Annotated in this window: 9 protein-coding genes; 4 read left to right on the forward strand and 5 right to left on the reverse strand. The window is 42.7% G+C overall.

Annotation, left to right across the window (positions count from 1 at the left end):
- The first annotated feature begins 13 nt into the window (after positions 1 to 13).
- From K6V21_RS23420 to K6V21_RS23430, 3 genes are all read left to right on the forward strand, one after another.
- Positions 14 to 5,632: an alpha-2-macroglobulin family protein gene (locus K6V21_RS23420; protein ID WP_224320047.1), complete on the forward strand. Its 5,619-nt coding sequence runs from the start codon at positions 14 to 16 to the stop codon at positions 5,630 to 5,632.
- A gap of 9 nt (positions 5,633 to 5,641) precedes the next feature.
- A complete protein-coding gene (pbpC, locus tag K6V21_RS23425) occupies positions 5,642 to 7,987 on the forward strand; it encodes a penicillin-binding protein 1C (protein ID WP_224320048.1) in 2,346 nt (781 codons plus the stop codon).
- A gap of 396 nt (positions 7,988 to 8,383) precedes the next feature.
- Positions 8,384 to 10,375 (forward strand): glucosamine-6-phosphate deaminase, encoded by a 1,992-nt coding sequence (locus K6V21_RS23430; protein ID WP_044264264.1) that lies wholly within the window; start codon positions 8,384 to 8,386, stop codon positions 10,373 to 10,375.
- A 140-nt stretch (positions 10,376 to 10,515) separates the two neighbouring features.
- Here the strand turns inward: K6V21_RS23430 and K6V21_RS23435 are convergent, their stop codons facing one another.
- The 4 genes from K6V21_RS23435 to K6V21_RS23450 are packed head-to-tail and all read right to left on the reverse strand — an operon-like array spanning position 10,516 to position 18,689.
- Positions 10,516 to 12,672 carry a polysaccharide lyase family 8 super-sandwich domain-containing protein gene (locus tag K6V21_RS23435; RefSeq protein WP_224320049.1) on the reverse strand — a complete coding sequence of 719 codons (2,157 nt, stop codon included), beginning with the start codon at positions 12,670 to 12,672 and terminating at the stop codon, positions 10,516 to 10,518.
- Entirely contained in the window at positions 12,673 to 14,886 is a 2,214-nt protein-coding gene (locus K6V21_RS23440; protein WP_224320050.1) for a glycoside hydrolase family 3 N-terminal domain-containing protein, read from the reverse strand.
- A 4-nt stretch (positions 14,887 to 14,890) separates the two neighbouring features.
- Entirely contained in the window at positions 14,891 to 16,675 is a 1,785-nt protein-coding gene (locus K6V21_RS23445; protein WP_224320051.1) for a glycoside hydrolase family 2 protein, read from the reverse strand.
- 13 nt (positions 16,676 to 16,688) lie between these two features.
- Complete coding sequence (locus K6V21_RS23450; protein ID WP_224320052.1) at positions 16,689 to 18,689, reverse strand: glycoside hydrolase family 97 protein; 2,001 nt, start codon at positions 18,687 to 18,689, stop codon at positions 16,689 to 16,691.
- Positions 18,690 to 18,953: 264 nt separating this feature from the next.
- Between K6V21_RS23450 and K6V21_RS23455 the strand changes: the two genes are divergently transcribed.
- A complete protein-coding gene (locus K6V21_RS23455; protein WP_224320053.1) occupies positions 18,954 to 20,372 on the forward strand; it encodes a sialate O-acetylesterase in 1,419 nt (472 codons plus the stop codon).
- A gap of 188 nt (positions 20,373 to 20,560) precedes the next feature.
- Here K6V21_RS23455 and K6V21_RS23460 read toward each other — a convergent pair whose 3' ends face one another.
- Positions 20,561 to 24,445, reverse strand: coding sequence for a hybrid sensor histidine kinase/response regulator transcription factor (locus K6V21_RS23460; RefSeq protein ID WP_224320054.1), 3,885 nt, complete (start codon positions 24,443 to 24,445; stop codon positions 20,561 to 20,563).
- Positions 24,446 to 24,451: the final 6 nt, after the last annotated feature.

Below are 24,451 nucleotides of genomic sequence, written 5' to 3' on the forward strand. Positions count from 1 at the left end.
CAATTAAAGCACTATGGGACGAATGAAAGCTAAACACCGCATGGCTGACAGGTTATTCTTTCTGTTACTGACCATCTTAGTTTTTTCCTCTTGCGCAAACAGCAAAAAGGATATTGTTCCTTCTGCCGAGTATGCACCTTTTGTGAATGCATATACGGGAGGAGTTATCTCGCAAACTTCGAACATACGTATAGAACTGACGCAAGATCAGCCTATGGTAGATTTGAACAATGAACTGAAAGAAAATCCGTTTAGCTTCTCCCCGTCCCTGAAAGGTAAAGCGTATTGGATCAGCAACAATACGATTGAATTCGTTCCTGAACCAGGAACTTTAAAGCCGGGAGAGTTCTATGAAGGTACGTTCCAATTAGGCAGGTTTGTAGAAGTGGACAGTCGCCTGAAAGAATTCAAATTCTCTTTCAGAGTACAGGAACCCAATTTCACACTGTATATCGAACCACTGACAACCATCGACATAGATAGCCATGGCGACTTGGTGACATTGAAAGGTGAAGTACGTTTCAGTGATGCCACTCCCAAAGAAGCAGTTGAGAAAATGCTCTCTGCCAAAGGCGGAAACGGGCAAAGCTATCCGGTCAGTATCACTCCGACAGATCATCCGACGCGTTATCAGTTTGAAATAGCCGGTGTCATTCGCGCAGCGGAAGACTACCAGCTGGAAATCACCGCCAACGGCAGTCCTGCAGGAATCGACCGTAAACTGACAGAAAACGTACTGATCCCTGCCAAGAATGATTTCCGTTTCCTCTCTGCCAAACGCATTGACGAACCGGAGAATGGAATTGAAATAGTATTCTCCGATCCTGTTTCTACTACACAAGACCTGAACGGATTGATTGAAATCCCCGAAGTAGCATCTTCCATATTTCAAGTGGAGAATAATAAAGTATATGTCTACTTTGAAGCCAACCAACTGAGCAAACTGACTTTGAAGATACACGAAGGAGTGAAAAACAGCCGGGATAAATCACTCGGAACATCACACTCCATCGCATTCAGCGAACTGAATCTGAAACCACAAGTGAGCATGTCTACATCAGCCGCTATCCTGCCCAACTCCAAAAGTTTGATCATCCCTTTCCGGGCAGTCAATCTCTATGCGGTAGATTTAAGTGTAATCCGTATTTTTGAAAACAATGTACTGATGTTCATGCAGACCAATACGCTCTCATCAGCCAGTGAACTGCGTCGCTCCGGACGATTGGTTTATCAGAACACATTGTGGCTGAGCAAGGACAGTACAAAAGACGTGCACCGATGGGAAGATTATTCGATAGACCTTGCCGGACTGATTCGGCAAGAACCGGGTGCTATCTACCGTGTCATACTTTCTTTCCGGCAAGAATACTCAGCCTATCCTTGCAGCGGAACAGAAAAACAAGAGATGAGCTTTGCAGACAATACTGCTTCAGAGGGATTGACGAAAGTCAGCGGAAGTAGTACTTTCGAAGAAAATGAAGCTGAATGGGATACACCGGAAACTTATTTCTACTATAATGGTAATGTAAAGATGGACTGGAGCCAGTATAACTGGCGGGAACGCAATAATCCTTGTCATGCCTCCTACTATATGGACTCTGACCGGGCAGCATCGTGCAACGTATTTGCCTCCAATGTAGGAATGATTGTAAAACGGAATTCACTGAACAAGCTGTGGATTGCCGTAAGCAACATCTTGGATACCAAACCAATGGAGAAAGCGAAAGTGACCGTTTATAACTTCCAGTTGCAAGCCATAGGAACCGGTGAAACCAATAGTGAAGGATTTACGGAAATCACTCCGAAAGGTGTTCCTTTCATTGTGGTGGCCGAAGTAGAGAAACAGAAAGCTTATGTTCGTGTGGCAGATGGTGAAGAACAATCTGTCAGCCGGTTCGATGTAGGCGGAAAAGATATTCAGAAAGGATTGAAAGGGTTCGTCTATGGCGAAAGAGGGGTATGGCGACCGGGAGATACGCTGCATGTAAGCTTTATTATGGAAGACCGTGAAAAAAGAATTCCGGATAAACACCCTGTAGCATTGGAATTGTATAATCCGAGAGGACAATTCTATACCAAAATGATTTCCACGCAAGGTGTAAACGGTTTCTACACATTTGACCTGCCGACACGTCCGGAAGACCCAACGGGATTATGGAACGCTTACGTCAAAGTAGGCGGAACCGCTTTCCACAAAAGCCTTCGCATAGAAACTGTGAAACCAAACCGCCTGAAAATTAATCTGAAACTACCGGAGAAAGTAATCCAGGCTTCTACCAAAGAAATGCCGGTAATGCTTACTTCCACATGGCTGACAGGCGCCACCGCTTCACGGTTGAAAACCAAAGTGGAAATGTCCCTGTCAAAAGTAAATACGCAATTCAAGAACTACGGGCAATACATATTCAATAATCCGGCTACCGAATTTACAACTGTAAAAAACGATGTATTCGACGGAACACTGGATGCGGAAGGAAAAGCTAACTTTATGTTGAAACTCCCGGCTGCCACCAATGCTCCGGGAATGCTGAATGCAACCTTAACCAGCCGTGTATTCGAACCGGGAGGAGACGCCAGTATTTACACGCAAAGCATTCCATTCTCTCCATTCTCATCTTATGTAGGCATTAATCTGAACCAGCCGAAAGGAAAATACATCGAGACCGACCGGGATCATGTATTCGACATTGTCACCGTAAATGCGGAAGGACAATTAGTGAACCGCTCCAATCTGGAATATAAGATTTACCGTATCTCCTGGAGCTGGTGGTGGGAGAACCGGGACGAATCATTCGGAACTTATGTCAACAGTAGTTCCATCACTCCCGTAGCCAGTGGCAATATACAGACTACAGGCGGAAAGGCAACCTTTAAATTCCGGGTAAACTATCCGGACTGGGGACGTTACCTGGTTTATGTGAAAGATAAGGAAAGTGGGCATGCCACCGGCGGAACTGTTTATATAGACTGGCCGGATTGGCGCGGACGTTCAAGCAAGACGGACCCCAGCGGCATTAAAATGCTCGCTTTCTCTCTGGATAAAGACTCGTATGAAATAGGTGAAACAGCAACAGCCATCATTCCTGCCGCTGCGGGAGGACGTGCACTGGTAGCCCTGGAAAACGGTTCAACCGTTCTGCAACGTGAATGGATTGAAGTTTCCAACAATGGAGATACAAAGTATTCTTTCAAAGTGACTCCGGAAATGGCTCCGAACGTTTACCTGCACATCAGCCTGTTGCAACCTCATGCACAGACGGTGAACGATTTGCCGATACGTATGTACGGTGTGGTTCCGGTATTGGTGACTAATAAACAAACTATACTGCAACCGCAAATTAAAATGCCGGAAGTGCTGCGGCCGGAAACGGACTTCACCGTTACCGTCAGCGAAAAGAACGGCAAGCAGATGACATACACATTGGCCATTGTAGATGACGGATTACTCGACCTGACTAATTTCAAGACTCCCGATCCGTGGAATGAATTCTATGCCCGCGAAGCATTGGGCATCCGCACCTGGGATATGTATGACGATGTACTCGGAGCATCTGCCGGACGCTACAGCTCATTGTTCAGTACGGGTGGCGACGAGACATTGAAACCGTCCGATGCAAAAGCGAACCGCTTCAAGCCGGTAGTGAAATTTATCGGTCCGTTCTATCTGGATAAAGGAAAACAGAAGACGCACACGCTGAAACTACCGATGTACGTAGGTTCTGTACGTACGATGGTGGTAGCGGGGCAAGACGGAGCTTATGGAAAAGTGGAAAAGACTTCTTTCGTGCGGACACCATTGATGTTGTTGTCAACACTGCCCCGTGTGCTGAACACACAAGAAGAGATTACTGTCCCGGTAAATGTCTTTGCCATGGAGAAGGAAGTGAAGAATGTATCGGTATCCATCCAAGCTTCAGGTGGAGGTGTACAAGTGCTCGATCCCAATAAACAATCCATTACTTTCAGTCAACCAGGTGACCAACTCGTTTACTTTAAAATAAAGACCGAAAATAAAACAGGAAAAGCAACGATACATATCACTGCCAGCGGTGGCAGTCAGCAGGCGAAAGAGACCATTGAAATCGAAGTCCGAAACCCGAATCCGGCAGTGACCTTCCGTAACAGCCAATGGGTGGAAAAAGGAGAAAGTGTAACACTTCCTTATTCATTGAATGGTGCTACTCCAGCAAATAGCCGTATGCTGCTGGAAGTCTCACGTATTCCTTCGGTAGATATCAGCCGCAGGTTCGACTACCTGTATAATTATCAGCATCATTGCACGGAACAGCTGACTTCCAAAGCTCTGCCGCTATTGTTCGTCAGCCAGTTTAAAGCAGTGGATGAGGAAGAAACTCAAAAGATTAAGGCCAACGTACAGGAAGCGATACGGCAACTCTACGCACGCCAGCTTCCGAACGGCGGTTTTGTTTACTGGCCGGGAAATGCCAGTGCTGATGAGTGGATTACTTCTTATGCGGGCATGTTCCTTGTATTGGCGCAGGAGAAAGGCTACGCTGTCAACTCGAATGTACTGAATAAGTGGAAACGCTTCCAACGTGCTGCTGCCCAGAACTGGCGGATGCCGGATCAGGATGACAGTTGGGGTTACTGGCAAACGGGAGTGCAACAAGCATACAGATTGTACACACTGGCATTAGCCGGTGCACCTGAGCAGGGTGCCATGAACCGGATGAAAGAACAAGCTAACCTGCCTCTACAAGCCAAATGGAGACTGGCAGCCGCTTATGCCCTGACAGGTAAGATGAAACCGGCTGAGGAACTGGTATTTAAGGCAGAAACCACCGTTGCCCCTTATTCCTCACAGAACTACATCTATGGTTCGTATGATCGTGACGAAGCTATGATATTGGAAACTTTACTCCTGATGAACCGCGACCAGGCGGCATTGCAACAGGCGAAAAAGGTATCCAAGAATCTGGCCGAAGAGAATTGGTTCAGTACACAGTCCACAGCTTTCTCATTGATGGCGATGGGACGCCTGGCTGAGAAGCTTTCAGGTACTTTGGATTTCACCTGGACCTGGAACGGAAAGCAGCAACCCGTAGTGAAATCAGCCAAGGCTGTATTTACAAAGGAACTGTCCACTTCACCGGCTTCGGGTAATATTATAGTAAAGAATGAAGGTAAAGGTGCATTAAGTGTGGATCTCATTACACGCACGCAATTACTTAATGATACGTTACCCGCAATATCCAATAACCTCCGCCTGGACGTAAAATATACGGATATGAACGGAGCGACAATATCCATAGATGATATCAAGCAAGGAACAGACTTTATGGCAGTCATCACTGTAGGTAATATCAGTGGAACCACTGCTTACAGCAATTTAGCATTGACACATATCCTGCCGTCAGGTTGGGAAATTTACAATGACCGGTTAATGACTCCGGAAGCGACGCCTACCCGTGAGTATACCTACCAGGATATTCGTGACGACCGCGTGCTGACTTACTTCGACTTGCGTCGCAGCGAACTGAAAAAGTTCACCATAAGACTGCAAGCTACATATGCAGGTAATTTCATTCTGCCGGCTATCCAGTGCGAAGCCATGTATGACGGTTCGGCACAGGCACGAACCAAGGCGGGAAGAACGACTGTCAGCCGTTAAGTTCATTTCATGGGGACTAAGATTATAAAGTACTTCAAACAACTGTCTATCACCAGAAAAGTAATACTCATACTTATTACAATTCTGGTGATAGCCTATATCTTTTGCCTCCCCCGGCAACTTTTCCATGTGCCCTACTCCACCGTCGTCACTGACCGGAACGGTGAATTACTGGGCGCACGCATTGCATCCGACGGCCAATGGCGCTTTCCACCCCGGACCACTACTCCGGAGAAAATAAAGCAATGCCTCATCACTTTCGAAGACAGGCATTTCTATCACCATTGGGGAGTCAATCCTGTCTCCATTGGCAGAGCCGCCTACCAAAACCTAAAGAATAAGCGCATTGTAAGTGGAGGAAGTACCCTCACCATGCAAACGATCCGTCTGGCAAGAAACGAATCGCGTACTTTTGGAGAAAAGTTCATAGAAATGATCCTGGCCACCCGACTTGAGTTTCGCGCTTCAAAAGAGAAAATCCTGTCCATGTACATTTCACACGCTCCTTTCGGAGGAAACGTAGTAGGGCTCGATGCCGCTGCCTGGCGATATTTCGGACATCCCGCCGAAGAACTGTCCTGGGCAGAAGCAGCCATGCTGGCAGTACTTCCAAACGCGCCCGCTATGATTCATCTCTCCAAATCACGGCAATTATTACTCAATAAAAGAAACCGTCTGCTAAAACAACTATATGCACGAGAGATTATAGACAGCTCCACTTACGAACTGGCTATCAGCGAACCACTCCCCGACGAACCTCATCCACTCCCCCAAACCGCTCCCCATCTAGTCAGTCGCTTCTATCAGGAACGAAACGGGAAATATTCCGTATCAACCATCGACAGGGGTATTCAAACCCAAATAGAGAACGCAGCCAAACGTTGGAGCAATGAATTTAACCGGAGTGATATACGCAACCTGGCAATTCTGGTGATTGATATCCGAACCAATCAGGTTGTGGCTTATTGCGGCAATGTCAATTTCGAACGGAAGCAAGCCGGTAACCAAGTAGATGTTATTCAGGCACCCAGAAGCACGGGAAGTATTCTGAAACCATTTTTATATTACGCCATGTTGCAGGAAGGCAGTCTGCTACCTCATACGCTACTGCCCGATATACCGGTTAATATTAATGGTTTTACACCTCAAAACTTCAGTTTGCAATTCGAAGGTGCCGTTCCTGCTTCGGAAGCGCTTGCACGTTCATTGAATATTCCGGCAGTGACGATGCTACAAAGATATGGTGTTCCCAAGTTTCATACTTTCCTGAGGCAAATAGGCTTAAAAACAATCAACCGCCCGGCTTCCCATTATGGTTTATCACTCATTCTGGGCGGAGCGGAAGCTACCCTGTGGGATGTGACAAATGCGTATGCTTACATGGGGCGGAGTTTATTGCAGCTTCCACAAACAGAATGTAGTTTGCTGCTTGCGGACGCTGAAGGATCAGGAGAATCAGAAGTCTTCGCTTCGGAAAAATCGACGGATACTTTCCAACCGGGAGCCGTATGGCAAACCTTCAATGCGCTAACCGAGGTGAATCGTCCCGAAGAAATAGACTGGAAATCAATCCCCTCCATGCACCCCATTGCCTGGAAGACCGGAACAAGCCACGGATTCCGCGATGCCTGGGCCGTAGGAGTCACTCCTCACTATGCCGTAGGTGTATGGGTAGGAAATGCTACAGGAGAAGGTAAACCTGGTCTTGTAGGAGCACGGACAGCCGGTCCGGTTTTGTTTGATGTATTTAGTCTGCTACCTCCGACACGATGGTTCAGGCGTCCGGGAGATGTCTTTGTCAAGGCTGAGATATGCCGGAAATCCGGACACTTGAAGGGTAGGTTTTGCGAAGAAACAGATACTTTACTGATTCTTCCTGCCGGACTAAAGACGGAAGCTTGCCCTTATCATCACCTTATCACCCTTTCAGCCGATGAAACTCACCGTATCTACGAAAATTGCGCAAATTTGGAACCAACTATCCAGAAGTCCTGGTTCACTTTGCCACCTGTATGGGAATGGTATTACAAACAGCATCATCCGGAATACAATCCGCTCCCTCCCTTCAAACCGGGCTGCGGAGAGGATGCATTGCAACCCATGCAATTCATCTATCCATCTATGAATGCCCATATTGTGTTACCTAAACAAATGGATGGAAGTCCGGGCTTTCTAACCGCCGAACTGGCCCACGGCAATCCGAGTACCACCATCTTCTGGCACCTTGATAACACTTATCTTACCCAGACACAGGACTTTCATAAGATCTCACTACAACCCACGCCCGGAAAACATTCACTAACAGCGGTAGACGAAGCAGGAAATACAGTAACCACTACATTTTATATCAATTAGGGTTAATGAAACCGATTTTCCTAAAGACAGGTACGCGGACGACACGGATTGGGCGGACGAACGCGGATTTTTAATTCATTAATATTATTGTGCAATTCTTCTTTATCTGCGTTCGTCCGCCTAATCCGTGTCGTCCGCGTACCCATCCCCCCCTTGAACAGGTGATGTTTTTGTACAAAAAGATTCCATTTTAGTCTTTTTAATGAAAATACCTAAAAGAAGTGAGTGCATAGTTACCAAAAAGTGGCTACATTTGTATCCCGAAACAGTGTCAGAAGAAAACACCTTGTTCCGAAAAACAACCCCAACACTAGAATTAGTGAACATTGTTTTTTGTATATTTGTTAAATCTTAGAAGCGACAAGCTTTAATCAATTTATTAATACCAATTAAGTTATGAAAACCAATCTTAGTTCTCAAATCACTCTCAACAGAGTCTCCCCCAGGTATTATAGGCCTGAGAATGCATTTGAAAGGTCGGTATTGACCCGACTGGAAAAAATCCCAACCGACATCTACGAATCGGCAGAGGAAGGCGCCAACCACGTTGCCTACGAAATAGCTCAACTTATTCGTGATAAACAGAAAGCCGGACGTTTCTGCGTATTGGCATTACCGGGCGGTAATTCTCCCCGCAACGTATACTCAGCCCTTATCCGTATACATAAAGAGGAAGGTTTGAGTTTCCGCAACGTTATCATATTCAACCTTTACGAATATTATCCTCTTACATCAGATGCCATCAACAGCAACCTGAATGCCTTGAAGGAAATGTTCCTTGATCATGTGGACGTTGACAAGCAGAATATCTTTAGCCCGGACGGTACAATTCCTAAAGATACCATCTTTGAATATTGCCGCCTGTACGAGCAACGCATCGAAAGTTTCGGCGGATTGGATGCCGTATTACTGGGTATCGGGCGCGTAGGTAACATTGGTTTCAACGAACCGGGTTCTCGCCTGAACTCCACCACCCGTTTGATTTTACTGGACAACGATTCACGCAATGAAGCATCCAAAATGTTCGGTAGCATCGAAAGCACTCCGATCAGCTCCATAACAATGGGTGTTTCTACCATCCTGGCTGCCAAGAAAATCTATCTGATGGCATGGGGTGAAGACAAAGCCAAAATGGTAAAAGAGTGCGTAGAAGGTACTGTAACAGATACCATTCCGGCATCTTTCCTGCAAACTCACAACAATGCTCATGTAGTTATCGACCTTTCTGCTGCCGGTAACCTGACACGTATCCACCGTCCATGGCTAGTGACTTCCTGCGAATGGAACGACAAACTGATTCGTAGCGCCATCGTCTGGTTGTGCCAACTGACAGGCAAGCCGATCCTGAAACTGACAAACAAGGATTACAATGAAAATGGTTTGAGCGAACTGCTGGCTCTGTTTGGTTCGGCATATAATGTGAATATCAAGATCTTCAACGATCTGCAACATACCATCACCGGATGGCCGGGTGGTAAACCGAATGCGGACGATACCTATCGTCCCGAACGTGCGAAACCGTATCCGAAACGTATCGTTGTATTCTCTCCGCATCCCGATGATGACGTAATCTCCATGGGTGGTACAATCCGCCGCTTGGTAGAACAAAAGCATGACGTACACGTGGCTTACGAAACTTCCGGTAACATTGCCGTAGGTGACGAAGAAGTAATCCGCTTCCTGCATTTCATCAATGGTTTCAACCAGATCTTCAATAATAGCGAAGACAAGGTAGTTGTTGATAAATATGCAGAAATCCGTAAATTCCTGAAAGAGAAGAAAGACGGTGACATCGATACACGGGACATCCTCACAATTAAGGGTTTGATACGTCGTGGTGAAGCGCGCACCGCTTGTACGTACAATAATATACCTCTGGATCATTGCCACTTCCTTGACCTGCCGTTCTACGAAACTGGCAGAATACAGAAAGGTCCGTTGACCGAAGCTGATGTGGAAATTGTACGTAATCTGCTGCGTGAAGTGAAACCTCATCAGATATTCGTTGCCGGTGACCTCGCCGATCCGCATGGCACACACCGTGTCTGCACAGATGCCGTATTTGCTGCTATCGATCTGGAAAAAGAAGAAGGTGCAAAATGGTTGAAAGATTGCCGTATTTGGATGTATCGTGGTGCGTGGGCCGAGTGGGAAATTGAAAACATTGAAATGGCAGTACCTATCAGTCCGGAAGAACTGCGTGCAAAACGTAATTCAATCCTGAAACACCAGTCTCAGATGGAAAGTGCACCATTCCTGGGCAACGACGAACGTTTGTTCTGGCAACGTAGTGAAGACCGTAATCGTGGTACCGCCGCATTGTATGACAATCTCGGTTTGGCATCTTACGAGGCAATGGAAGCATTCGTGGAATATATTCCGCTGTAAATGTTTGCTAAATAGAAAGAAAAAGGTTGCAATGTTTTGTCACTGCAACCTTTTTCTATTCTACATTTTCATTAATTTTATTTTCACGTCATCTCCATCTCATCAATATTTTCTTCATAACTATGATTTTGTTCCACAAGTTATTCAGAGAACATGGCAACAGTTCCTTTATATTCGCCTTCGGGCAATTTGATTTCTCTTTTATTTCCATTAAGGACCACTTCCATGAATGTTTCTGTCTGAGTTGGATCTGAAGCATACACTTTCCACTTTTTCTTATAAGTACGCAGAATAAAAAGCCCTTTTTTATTGCTTTCAAACTTTAGTTTACCGGATAAGGAAACACTTCCAGCTTCATACAATGCAAGTAAATATGTCTCTTTATTCAGTTGGACTGCCTGACATTGACTGGTATTACTAATTATTTTAAATGAAGATAAGTCAAAGTGTTGTACTTCCTTAGGAGTGGTAGCCGGCAATATCACGTATTGATATGAGTCATTTTTTGGAAGAATTCCATGATTCATATAAATAGTAAACACATCTTTCGTCTGCAACTCGCTTTTAGGATATATCTTCATGATATCATTCCAAGAATTTGTACGCTGTTCAGAGAAAATACGCCCCTCGCCTTCCAACAAGATGTATCCGGTCTGATGGTGAAAAAAGCGCTGGGAATCCCCACAGGAAATTTTCAAATCTTTCACAGCTTCCCACTTTCCTTTATTCCAATACAATAAATTATCTCTTAGTACAGCCTGCTCCACAGAAGTATTCACCTGATAACTGCTATCAGAACGAATACCCGCTCCCAAACATAAGACATAATCTGGTGTAAAAATCCACGTCTTTCTAGCATAAAGCCCATCCCTTACCAAATCCATCGAAGTAAGGCCAATAGTGCCATCATTCACATTTCCCACAAATGAGCCTTTATTTTGCTTTTCAAGCCATCCCATTACATGGACAGCCTTATCTTCCTGATAGCAAGTCACACCAGGCACTTTACGCCAATCCCAACAAGGAAATATATCCGTATATTCATCACCATCCACATACGTGTAGAGAGCACCGTCTGCCAAATAATAACCTTTTACGTTATCCGTACCCGACTCTGTACCGATCACCCTGTCCGATGCCATTCTTACAGATGCCATCCAAGTGGGACGACGATGGATTGTCATATCAGATTTCCAGAAATGGTATTGTCCCAACAACGCAGTTGATGTATTCCCAAGATTTTCATCAATCAACATCTGGTATACATTACGGTCTTTACTATTCACTTGCGCCAATGCATTAGCTGAGAATAAGCTCGAAAAAGCCTTATTCCACTGTGCCTGCCTATAAAGTTGCCTTCCAAGATTATTTACATCCATCTTGTTTTTCCACAAGATTCTCCGCACACCTTCATTCGTATAGTTAGTGATAAGCTTAAAACGCTCCTGATCCAACGCCAATGAAGTGCCGTCAAGAATATATGCCCAAAAACTCATAGTAGCCAAATAAGCTGCACCATAATTCCCGACCTGCTGTTGAGGTCCGTGTTGATGAAAACTATAATCAACCTTGATCCCTTCTGCTTTGCCATAAGCCATTTTTATCTCATCATTCATGGCATTCCTTGCTTCCCGTACCAGTTGAATGTCATTTAGCAATAGTCCTTTCACCAACACATTGCCAGCTAGCCAAACTCTATTCTGGGCCGTCATCCCTATCTTTGCTTGGTTCATCACCTCAATAGCATACTTCTTCTCTTCCATCGACAACTGGTCTTCAAATAAAACAAATGCAGCTCCCAAGACTTTAGGTATACCTATTTCATTATACCACCAATTGGCAGCTACCGGCTTCATCCGGAACCAATACCCCATAGCCTTATGAATGGCCTCTGCAATCTCAGCTGATTTATAAAAGGTATGTTCCGAATTAGCATAAACTTTAGCCAACTCAAGCACACGGGCCGCATGAATCCGCGGAAGCCAACTGGCAGCCTTACTATTAGTGAAATCGAGCCCACTCCAACTACCTTGTTCACTTAAATCAGATAATAATTGACGAACGTGCCCAACTTCTATCGGGCAACGTTCCATTAATTCTACAACCATCTGGTCACCGACTACTTTCTCATGGGATCTCTGACACATCAGTCGTATCAATTGCTGCTCTGATTTATTCTTATATAATATACTCTCTATATACTTCTGCCTGATAACGGATAAATCATCCGCTTTTAGTCCCAAAGTAAACCCCAAAAGCAATAGGATAAAAATAGGACGTACTACATGTGATTCCATTTATTTTTTTATAAGTTCAAATTCCGTTGCTTTTAAATTATCCGAACTGCTTCCGACAAAGAGTTTAAAGTCACCCGGCTCTGTGACAAACTGTTTATCTGAATTAAAGAAACCTAGTTCTTGTTCAGACAAGGTAAATTCAATCTTTCGGGTTTCTCCAGGTGCCAATTCTACCTGCCGGATTCCACATAACTCAATAACCGGACGGGTCACAGAACTGACCACGTCCTGCAAATAGAGTTGAACGGTTTCTTTGCCCGTATATTGCCCCGTATTCGTAACAGAGGTAGTCAGCACTACCGGCTCTCCTGCTTTATATTCTTTTTTCGACATCACAGGAGCCGCAATTTCAAAAGTCGTATAACTCAAGCCATATCCGAACACATAGGCAGGTTTCACACTCTCATCCATATAACCGCTTACCCACAGATTGTTGGGCACCCAGGCACGTCCCGTACTTTTATGATTGTAATATAGCGGACACTGGCCTACGTGACGGGGAAATGTCATTGGCAACTTACCAGACGGATTATATTTACCAGTAAGCACATCCGCAATAGAATTGCCTGCTTCCGTACCAAGCCACCAAGTCATAAGAATAGCATCGGCATAAGGTTCCATATCGGAGAAAATCAACGGGCGCCCCCCCATAACTAAAGTGATAACAGGTTTCCCTGCCTTCTCTTTTATTTGTTTCACCATCAACTGCTGATTAGCATTGATGTTGATATCCACTTTCGATTTCGCTTCTCCAGACTCCATCGCACGCTCTCCTACTGATACAATAATCACGTCATACTCAGAAAAATCCGGTAATGGTTTCAATTCATTCGTTTCCAAATCATAACCTTCAATATAGGTAATTTTAGCTTTTGGTAAGGCCGCTTTCAGACCATCAAAAACAGAAATTACTTCTTCAGCCTTTCCAATGGCGGACCAATTTCCCATCATATCTTTTTTGGCTTTATTCAAAGGGCCGACTACAGCTATTTTACCAGCAGTGGATGTAACAGGCAAAACATTTTGGTTTTTCAGAAGGACGACTGAACCAGCCCCAGCTTCACGAGCCACTTTCCTGTGAGCAGCATTTACTTTCTTGTTTCCGATTTCCTTTTCACGATAGTTATAACGATAAGGATCATCAAACAAGCCTAATTCAAATTTCACTGTCAAAATCCGCTTTACAGCATCATCAATCAAGGTAATGTCTACAGCTCCCTGTTTTACCAAATTGACCAAATGTCTGGCATAAGTCATAGAATGCATATCCATGTCACAGCCTGCAATAGCGGCCAACCGACCGGCGTCCTCATTATCTTTTGCCATCCGATGCTTGGCAATCTCACCAACAGAGCCCCAATCACTGACTACAAAGCCTTTGAATCCCCATTCTCCTTTCAGAACATCTCTTAAAAGAGGCTTATGGGCAGTTGCCGGAATACCGTTTATTTCATTAAAAGCATTCATGAAAGTACCTACTCCGGCTTCTACCGCAGCCCGGAATGGTGGTAAATATACTTGTAGAAGTGTATGTTCCGAGATATCAGCTTCAGCATAATCCTTACCTGCTACCGCTGCTCCATAAGCAGCAAAATGCTTCGCACAAGCAAGAACTGTGTTTCTATCATTATAATCAGTACCCTGAAAACCTTCTACACGAGCCTTTGCTACCTGGCTACCATACCAAGGGTCTTCCCCAGCTCCTTCCATCGAGCGCCCCCAACGGGCATCCCTAGAAATATCGACCATTGGAGCAAACGTCCAGTGAATTCCATGGGCAGAAGTCTCAGCTGCTGCCACACTTGCCGTTTTTTTTATCAGCTCTAGATTAAAACTGGCAGCCTCAGCCATCGGTATCGGGAAAATGGTCCTCATCCCATGTACAACATCCAAACCAAAAATTAATGGGATTCTCAAACGGGACTGCATAGCCAAATCCTGATATTGCCTTGCACGCTCTACAGTCAATATATTGAAAATAGAACCTACCTCACCACGTTTGATTTCTTCCGTATGATTACGACTGTCAAGGGAAGGACCAGTCAGAAGCTTATTATTGGAATACTGAATCATTTGTCCTACTTTTTCTTCCACAGTCATAAGCTTCAGTACAGAATCTACCTGATGAGTATAATCCTTATTCCCTGTCTGGGCGGGCAAGGAAGTTGCCATGATACCCCAAATTATTGCACATAAAAGACTATTCTTTTTCATATCATCACTTATTATTATAGAACTCTTTCATCACATACCAAGCCTTTTTCCTAAATCCCTGATCAGAAATAAGCCCTTTCCGATTCCAACCTTCCTGATTCGTAGGATGAAAACGATACGGAGAACGGAAATCAAATAGTATCCAAGGAGAGATACCGGCCAAATTTTTCACATTGTTGAACATCTCCAGATTATCTCTAAACAGCTTTTCCTGATATTCTTCGCTCCATGAACTGGTTACCGTAGAATCTCCCGATTGCCCGTAAAGGGCTTCACCACCAAATTCAGAAAAAATCAACGGTTTACCAGGAGCCACATTCCAACACACTTCCGAAGGATCTGACGGCCAGGCATGATACCACCCCATATATTTATTAATCGATACTACATCCAACTCTTCGATAAAAGAATCGTTCATTTCAAAAGCCTTCGTTTCAGGATTTAGTTTCGGTAAGTCAAAAGCTGCTGTTATCAGACGGGTAGTGTCCATCTCGTGACAGTGCTCGACAAGGCTCTTCAGAAAAGCATTGCGGGCTTCGGAAGGGGCCGTTTCATTGGCAACTCCCCAAAAGGTCAAGGCACACCTATTCCTGTCACGCATAACCATTTCCGTATACATTCTTTGCGCCTTCATACGCGTCCCGGCATTTTTAAAATCAATTCCTTGCCAGATAGGAATTTCTTCCCATAACATAATACCCATCTTTTCAGCCAGACGAACGATATATTCATTCTGCGGATAATGCGCCAGACGTACTAAATTGGCACCTAATTCCTTTGCTTCAGAAAGTAATGCTACAGCATCCTGCTCTGAAAATGCTCTTCCCTGGCGTTGAGCTATCTCTTCATGGAAACTGATTCCTTTCATAAAGATCGGAGTGTCATTCAGATAAATCCTCGTCCCTTTCACACTAAGATTACGAAAACCTATATTCTCTTTCACATGATCCGTTGCAGAAGAAACTGTGACCTGGTAAAGTTTAGGGTTTTGGGGCGACCAACGTTCCAGTTTCTTAGCACGGAAAGATGTTTTCGCCATTCCTTGTCCGTCAGTCTGTACTTCAGATGCGATTTTCAGTTCAGGAATTTCAATTCTCACTTTCTGACCCGCTTTCTGCTCTGACAGTTGCAAGGTTGCATGAATATAATCCGGCTTGTATTTATCCAGTTGTATAAAGTAATTGCTGATATATACTTTAGGAGTACGTACCAACATCACATCACGCGTTATGCCGCCATAATTCCACCAGTCAAATGACAGCGCAGGAATTGCATCTACCGTCCGGGTATTATTCACTTCCACAGCCAGAAAGTTTTCTCCTGCTTTTACCAAATCAGTGATATTGAACTGAAATGGCGTAAATCCACCTTCATGAGCACCTATCTCTTTTCCATTCAGATAGACCCGGCAACGGTAACTCACAGCTCCGAAGTGGAGAAACAGGTTCTCATCCTGATTTTTACTCACCTCAAATTTACGGGCATACCACACCGTACCTTCATAATATTTAAGCTCTGGAAGCTGCGAATTCCAGTCAGAAGGTACATTCAAACGTAGCCCTCCTTCGAACTCATACTCTTTAAAGTCAGCTTTATTTCTTAAAGGTCTGTTCTTATAGATAGAGGTTCGCCGACCTTGCTGATAAGGATCAATAATAGCATTCCACTTTCCATTCAAGAAAGTGTATTGTCTGCCATATACATTCGTCAGCAACTCCTGAGCACCAACGTACTGGCCATTACAGATAGTTATCAGAAATAAAATCCAACCTAAAAATTTCTTCTTCATAAGTATTTCTCTATTACTTTTTATAAATTTTCATTGCACATCCTCCACCTTCTGCCAAATTCACCGTTAGTTTACGATTTTGGGGAACAAAGATAACAGACTTCCGATAATCAGAAGCTATCTTATCTGCATTTATACCATCTTTATAAAGTTCAATTGTCCATTCACCTCCGCCCAGAAATGACAAATCAAATTCCATTGTACGCTTTTTCCAATTGGTCAACGCTCCCACATACCAAACATCTCCTTTACGACGGGCCATTGAGATATATTCTCCTATTTTTCCATTCAAGGCTTTTGTTTCATCCCACACTGTCGGAATATCTGAAATATAAGAGGTACACTCAGATTCACGTTCATAGAGAACAGGGCTATCACACAACATGGATAACGGAGCTTCGAATATTACATATTCAGCCAGCTGGCGGCAACGAGTTCCCATACTCATAGGTTCTTCATTAATAGCGCGAAAATTACGTTTATTGCCATTTTTCATTGCGCCCTGGGTATAATCTACAGGTCCTGCTATCATACGAATGAAAGGCATAGTCACATCATAGGTAACCTGATCCACATTCTCACTGCCAGAAAATTTCAACTGTTCCAAGCCATGCACGCCTTCAAAATTAACTACATTTGGATAAGTACGATTCATTCCTGTCGGCTTATAAGTACCATGATAATCTAACATTAAATGGTATTTTGCAGCTATCTCAGCCCCACGATAGTGAAAATCAACCATTGCTTGATCGTCACGGTCCATGAAGTCTACCTTGAATCCCTTAATACCCAATTCTGAATAATGCTTGCAGATTCTTTCCAAATCACGTTCAAAAGCATAATAACCGGCCCACAAGATCAGCCCTACATGTTTAGAATCAGCATAAGCAACCAACTCTTTCAAATCTATTTCCGGCACAACCTGAAATAAATCAGCTTTTAGGCCTACGGCCCAGCCCTCATCCAAAATCACATACTCAATACCATGCTTAGAAGCAAAATCAATATATGCTTTATAGGTAACATTATTCACACCAGCTTTGAAATCCACGCCGGACAACCCGCAACTGTTCCACCATTCCCAAGCCACCTTTCCAGGCTTAATCCATGAAGTATCCTCCAAGCGAGAAGGAGCTGCCAGTTTATAAACCATATCATTATCAAGGAGTTCTTTATCATCAGAAGATACAATAGCAATGCGCCAGGGAAAACTTCGTCTGCCGGAACACTTCGCAATATAATCTTCTCTTGCAGTAACCAGCTTTTGTAATTTGTTGTGCCCACCTTGTACCGTTTCTTTCGGATACGGAGCAAAAACACCTTTCAAAGAATTAGACTGATTCGCATTGCGAACAAACATGCCGGGATAACTCTCCACATCTGCTTCTGCAATACAAAGCTTCTTTCCATCTTTCAATTCCACAACAACCGGAGTAAAAGCCAATTGATTAGTACCCATTTCACTTAGATTGACATGTGTATAGACATTCTCAAAAGAATTGAAGAACTGGTCTTCCACCTTTTTATTCTTTCCTCCTCTCACATAGGGAATATACGTCATATAATCATCGTCAAAATTAAATGTAGCTTCTTCAGCTATTACATTAAAAGGTTTATTCTCCGTAACGATGAAGCGATATGCAACTCCTTCGTCATAAGCTCTGAATTCTAATTGGAATCCGTCCTTGAAAGTAAAAGACAACTCATTACAACGATTTTTTATCTCACTCCGTTTGTAGATGGCAGTAGTGATGTTCTCATCAATCACACGCCTACGCATATTCTTGACTTTAGACTTCACGCCTAATATTTTATTATTGCTTAATGACATAGAAATAGGCGAAGAGACAATAATCGCAGTATTTTCATGTTTTAAGGAATAACAAATTTTATCACCGGCTTCGATACTTAATTCAAGCTTCCCGTTCGGTGACTTTAACTGATATTGTTTCTGGGCTATACTAAAACTCAGGAATGCACTCAGAAATGTAAGTGTCAGACAAAATCTTCTCATAAATCAATTTTATTGGTTTTAAGTGATATTTTGATTAATATTAAATTAAATAATACGTCACAAATATAGACATTTACTTAAGTCCGGTTTGTTGTTTATGTATGAAATCATCGGGAACGTTTGCAAATCCAATTTTAGGTTAAAAAGCTATATATAAAATATTTATCTAATATATGAAATACGAAATCGTTTCCGATAATTTTATCTGTATGCCTATTGCATATGTTATAGTATTCACTTATTTTCGCACAAAAACAATTCACTATGAAACATTTATTACTCATTTTTCTATTTGTTTCTTTAAGCGTGCAAGCTAAAGTAACATTACCAGCCATCTATTCTGATGGAATGGTGCTACAAAGGAACCAACCTATTCGTATATGGGGGCAGGCTAATCCAAAAGAGAAAATACAAATCTTATTTGCAGAGCAAAAACAAACAGTAAAAGCCGATGGCAAGGGATACTGGGAAGTGAATTTGAAAGCTCTGGAAGCTGGCGGTTCCTACCAACTGCAAATCATCGGAAAAGAAAACCAAATAAGCATCAAGGATATTCTTATCGGAGATGTATGGTTATGTAGCGGACAGTCTAACATGCAATGGGTAGTAAATAATGTCACTAATGCGGAAGTGGAGAAAAAGAATGCCAATTATCCGCAAATCCGAACTTTAAACATACCTCGCCGCATGGAATTATCCCCTAAAGATACAATCAGCGCAACATGGCTCGTATGTTCACCTGAAACCGTAGGCCATTTCTCTGGAGTTGCTTATTTCTTCGCTAAAAAGGTTTATGAGGAAACAAACGTACCTATTGGTATTATAAATTCATCATGGGGCGGTACAATCGTGGAAACCTGGACAAGCCTGGAAGCTGCCAATACACTGCCGCAAAAACGACTCGACCGATATAACAAAAATGAGAAACTATTTCCCCCTACAGAATACCTTACACGAAAAAATAAGGAAGCAAAGCGTAATGATTATCCATCATTGGTATACAATGCAATGATCCATCCGCTGCTATCCTTCTCTATTAAGGGAGTTCTCTGGTATCAGGGAGAGAATAATGTAGGAAATGCAGAACCTTATACCGATTGGCTCACATGTATGATTGGAGATTGGCGTAACCGCTGGAATTCAGAATTACCGTTTTATATCATCCAACTTCCCAACTTCGATTCTATTAACAAGAAACCTCTTTGGGCGGAAATGCGAGATGCTCAAAGTAAAGTTCTGGCAGTTCCCGGAACCCATCTCATCGTAACCAGCGACTTGGGAGACCCCTATGATCTTCATCCCCGCAACAAACAAAGGGTAGGAATGAGAGCTGCATTACAAGCGTTACATTACGAGTACGGGTATTCAGATATTGTCAGTGAAAGCCCCATGTTTGAACGTATGGAAATCAATGGTGACAAAGTCATAATTACATTCAAAAATACAGGTTCCGGTTTAGAAATACGTAGCCGATATGGATGTCTGCAAGGTTTTGCCATCGCAGGAGAAGACAAAAAATTCCACTGGGCGCTAGGAGAATTCAAAGATAACCGAATTGTTATCTGGAATCCGAAAGTTCCTAACCCCGTTGCTGTACGCTATAACTGGGAAAATAATCCAGACGGAAATCTTTATAATAAGGATGGTCTACCAGCTTGCCTGTTCCGCACAGATAATTGGTAAGCACTATCTATTTCACATTGCCAAAGAATCAAATGAAATTATCTTTTTTAAAGAACTGCTCCTAAGGTTTCGTATCTAACTTTTTTGGGGCAGTTCTAAATTGTGAGGTGCAGTTTATTTTTAGACGACCTTATTATCCCTAAATATACATTTCCAGATCTTTGCAATCGACTCTGTAAACGACTAAATCAGGTGTTCTTATACTTCTCCTTATATACTTTAGGAGAAACACCATAAACACTCTTAAAATAATCACCAAAATGATTATAACTGCCAAATCCTGTTTGATAAGCAATTTCCGTTGCTGTCTGTTGAGAAGTACGAAGCATCTCAGCAGCACATTCCAAACGGATATTACGGATCAACTCTGCCGGAGAAAGATTAGTAATAGCCTTTACCTTACGATATAATTTAGCCCTGCTCACTCCCATTTCCTTGCATAGCATTTCCACATCCAACTCTGGATTAGAAAGGTGTGTTTTCACTACTGCCTCATATTGTTCAGCAAAAGATTTATCTGCAGGTTCCAACTCAATGCCCACACTCTTTAAAGAGAGTTGTTTTCCATAAATCTCCTTCAATTTCTTCCGGCCGCTCAGAATATTATTAATACGGACTATCAAGGTAGAGACTTTGAAAGGTTTTACAAGATAATCATCCGCACCGGCCTGAAAGCCTTCTTCAACATACATGGTCATGGATTTTGCAGTCAGCAATATGACAGGAAGATGGCAAAGAGAAGGGTTCTCCTTAACATATGTACATAATTCCATGCCATCCATTTCAGGCATCATGACATCACTCACTACTAATGACACATTTTCTTTGCCTAATACTTCCAATGCTTCACGGCCATTCTGGGCTGTAACAATTTTAAAGTTTCTCGACAATTCTTTCTGAAGATAAGTCAGAATTTCAATATTGTCATCTACCAACAAAATCGTCTCAGAAATCGAGGTTACTTTAAAAGAAGAAACATCATCTACCACATCCTCACTCCCGTCTAATGTTTCCTGAGCCGCCACTTCATAACGTTTATCATAACTCCACGGCAAATCAATGGAAAAACAAGTACCATGCGGTTCCCTGCGTCTGACCGATATAGTTCCCTGATGTTTTTCTACAATAGCTCTTGCTATGGTCAGACCGACTCCGCTGCCTCCCATCTGTCCATGCAAATCTTGATGAGACAGTGCAAAAGGTTTGAATATCTTGTTTATATCCTCATTGGATATGCCGACTCCGGTGTCTTTCATTTCAACATGTATTTGCGGTTTCTCTCCTTCAATCAGGGAAACAGCCAAAATGACAGTTCCCCCCTCCGGAGTAAACTTCAGAGCATTGGACAATAAATTAAAGAACACTTTCTCTAATGCGTCCTTATCAAATGTAGCTAATATAGGTGTTTCCGGTAGAGAAAGCTGCAATGCTATATCTCTTTGCCGAGCAGTAACCTGAAAAGAGTAATAAATCTCCTGAATAAAATCATTAAAATTAAAAGAAGATAATTCCAGCTCCCCATTGCCATTTTCTATCTTCCTCAAATCCATCAGATCATTTACCAACGTGAGTAAGCGTTTGGTATTACGACGGATTAACAGCAAGTCTTCTTTTACTCCGGAAACATGTATTATCTTTTTCTGTATCTCGTCCAAAGGATTCAGAATCAAAGTTAACGGAGTCCTGAATTCATGCGCCACTTGCGTAAAAAAGGTCTGTAATTCCCGGTTGAACTCCTCAGATTTATCCTTTTCTATTTGTTTGAGGTACAATTCGTGCTCTAACCGTTGTTTTCTTTGCTTATAGGCAATATAACGTTGCAATATGTAGAAAATAATAGCAGCATAAATAGCAAATGCCCACCAACGCGCCCATAAAGGGGGAAGCACTTCAATTTTCAAATGAGTTTCCGGCCCTATCGTTCCATCATTATTAAGTGCTTTAATCCTTAAAAGGTAGTTACCGGGAGCAAGATTACTATAGAATACTTCACGACGATTATCCGCATCCACCCAATCCGGATCCACTCCATCCATTTTATAAAAGAACCGATCGCTATTACCATATATATGGTTATCACTCGCATAAGCTATAGAAATGTTTGTCTGATTGTGCTTCAAGCATAATACAGATGTCTCAGCCAAACATTTATCTAATACCGAATCATCACAAGGTCTTTGCAATTTATTATTAATACGCAACGTAGTAAGAATTACAGAAGCCGGAGTATCATTCAACTCAAAATTCCGATTATCTACCATTACATATCCGGTATTGCCCAAGATCCAAAAACGATTGGCTGAATCTATCAGACTGGAAGCATCCATATCAGTCAGGCGCAAACCATTATTATTATCGAAAGTATGTAATTGATCTTTCTTCGGATCGAACAAATACAATTTGTGCGCGCCAATTACCCATAACCTCCCTTCATTCTGTTTTGCAACAAAGTAAAGTTTATCCGAATGAACTTTAGTATGTGACAAATGTTGCTTCCGCAATTTCCAATCTTTATCTACTGATAAAAGTCCCTGCCTCTCAGTCGTCATCCATAGATTATACTCTGAATCCCGACAAAAAGAGGTTATGCTAAGCAATTTATCTGCAGGAACATCTAGTTCAGCCGCACTTATATGCTTCTTCTGCCCTGAATTCAGATTATAGACATACAATCCATCCTTCTGGGTGGCAAGCACAAGTATTCCGGGATCTATTTCATCAATATAATTCGAGCATGGAAATTGCACGGAGTCCATGCCCAGACAGAAAACGCCCTGATCCTGTACGGATATCCACCAATGCTCTCTGGAGTCTTTGAAGATATACAATATATTTGTATTATCGTACTTTCGCAATAATGAAAACTTATTCCTCTTTATAGAATAATTATAAACTTCTCCCCGTTGATTACCGCACATGATTGTATCACCCGATATACAGATTGATTTAATGATATTATCATTGTGGTGCCTGTTTTCATTCAACCAGAAAGATTCCACTTGGCCTGTTTTCGGACGATGGCAAAGCAAACCATTACCTTCCGTCGCAAACCAGATATTATTTTCAGCATCTTCCTTTGCCATCCTGAAGCGTCCGGCCAAATGGGAAGGAGCAAAGAACCGGAAACGCTGATTATAGCTGTGACTGTAGTTCACACCACCGGCATATGTACCGACCCACACAATACCTTGCCTATCCTTAAACAAAGAATATATGGAATAGTAACTCAAGCCTCCTTCTTCTCCGATTTCCCCTTTTTCTACTATCACTTCCTCCATATTATCCTTATGTAACCTAAACAGACCGTTAAAAGTACCAATCAACATATAGTCCTTATTCAACTCTATGATATCCCTAATCTCCTTATTAAGGAGAGATGTAGAAGAAAGTTTATAAGTTTTCACTTCCTTGGTCTGAGGATTATATTTGTTGATACATATACCTACAATCACGCTCCAAAGACAACCTTCTGAATCTACCCGCAACACATTTATCAATCCGTCAGTCAAGGGACCTTTCTCTATAGACTTAGGATAAATATGCTCAAGCAATTGCCAGTTTTCATCATATACAATAATGCCATGTTGGCGAGTGCCTACATAATATTTCCCACTAGCCTGCACAAATGCAGAATATCGATATTCCTCCGGAGCGTCCTGCAGAACCACAAGAGTATCTTTCTCCATATCATATCTGAATATTTTCTTTTCCGTATAGGCTACCAAGCTCTCCCTCTTATCAACTCCAATCCCAACCCAACGGCTACTTTGGTTCTTGTCATACAGGAAACTTTTTACTTGCTGAGTAGAATATTTCATCCTGTCCAAACCATTTTCATGCAATATCCATAAATTCTTATCCCTATCCTGAATAATACGGCGTATTTTATTACCTCCAAGAGTGGGTTGGGTATTGGTACTGAAAATCTCGATATGCTGTCCGTCATAGCGGTTTAAACCATTATCACTTCCCAACCAGATAAAACCATCCTTATCCTGATATATGGATTGCACATAATTATGAGAAAGTCCGTCTTCGGTAGTCAAATGTTCGAAGAACAATTTGTCAGTCAAAAGCTG

The organism is Bacteroides cellulosilyticus (assembly GCF_020091405.1).
Classification (GTDB): domain Bacteria; phylum Bacteroidota; class Bacteroidia; order Bacteroidales; family Bacteroidaceae; genus Bacteroides.

Excerpts from the sequence above, each read along its gene's own strand:
- K6V21_RS23420 (WP_224320047.1), top strand. The coding sequence starts at position 14 with ATGGGACGAATGAAAGCTAAACACCGCATGGCTGACAGGTTATTCTTT.
- pbpC (WP_224320048.1), top strand. The coding sequence starts at position 5,642 with ATGGGGACTAAGATTATAAAGTACTTCAAACAACTGTCTATCACCAGA.
- K6V21_RS23430 (WP_044264264.1), top strand. The coding sequence starts at position 8,384 with ATGAAAACCAATCTTAGTTCTCAAATCACTCTCAACAGAGTCTCCCCC.
- K6V21_RS23435 (WP_224320049.1), bottom strand. The coding sequence starts at position 12,672 with ATGGAATCACATGTAGTACGTCCTATTTTTATCCTATTGCTTTTGGGG.
- K6V21_RS23440 (WP_224320050.1), bottom strand. The coding sequence starts at position 14,886 with ATGAAAAAGAATAGTCTTTTATGTGCAATAATTTGGGGTATCATGGCA.
- K6V21_RS23445 (WP_224320051.1), bottom strand. The coding sequence starts at position 16,675 with ATGAAGAAGAAATTTTTAGGTTGGATTTTATTTCTGATAACTATCTGT.
- K6V21_RS23450 (WP_224320052.1), bottom strand. The coding sequence starts at position 18,689 with ATGAGAAGATTTTGTCTGACACTTACATTTCTGAGTGCATTCCTGAGT.
- K6V21_RS23455 (WP_224320053.1), top strand. The coding sequence starts at position 18,954 with ATGAAACATTTATTACTCATTTTTCTATTTGTTTCTTTAAGCGTGCAA.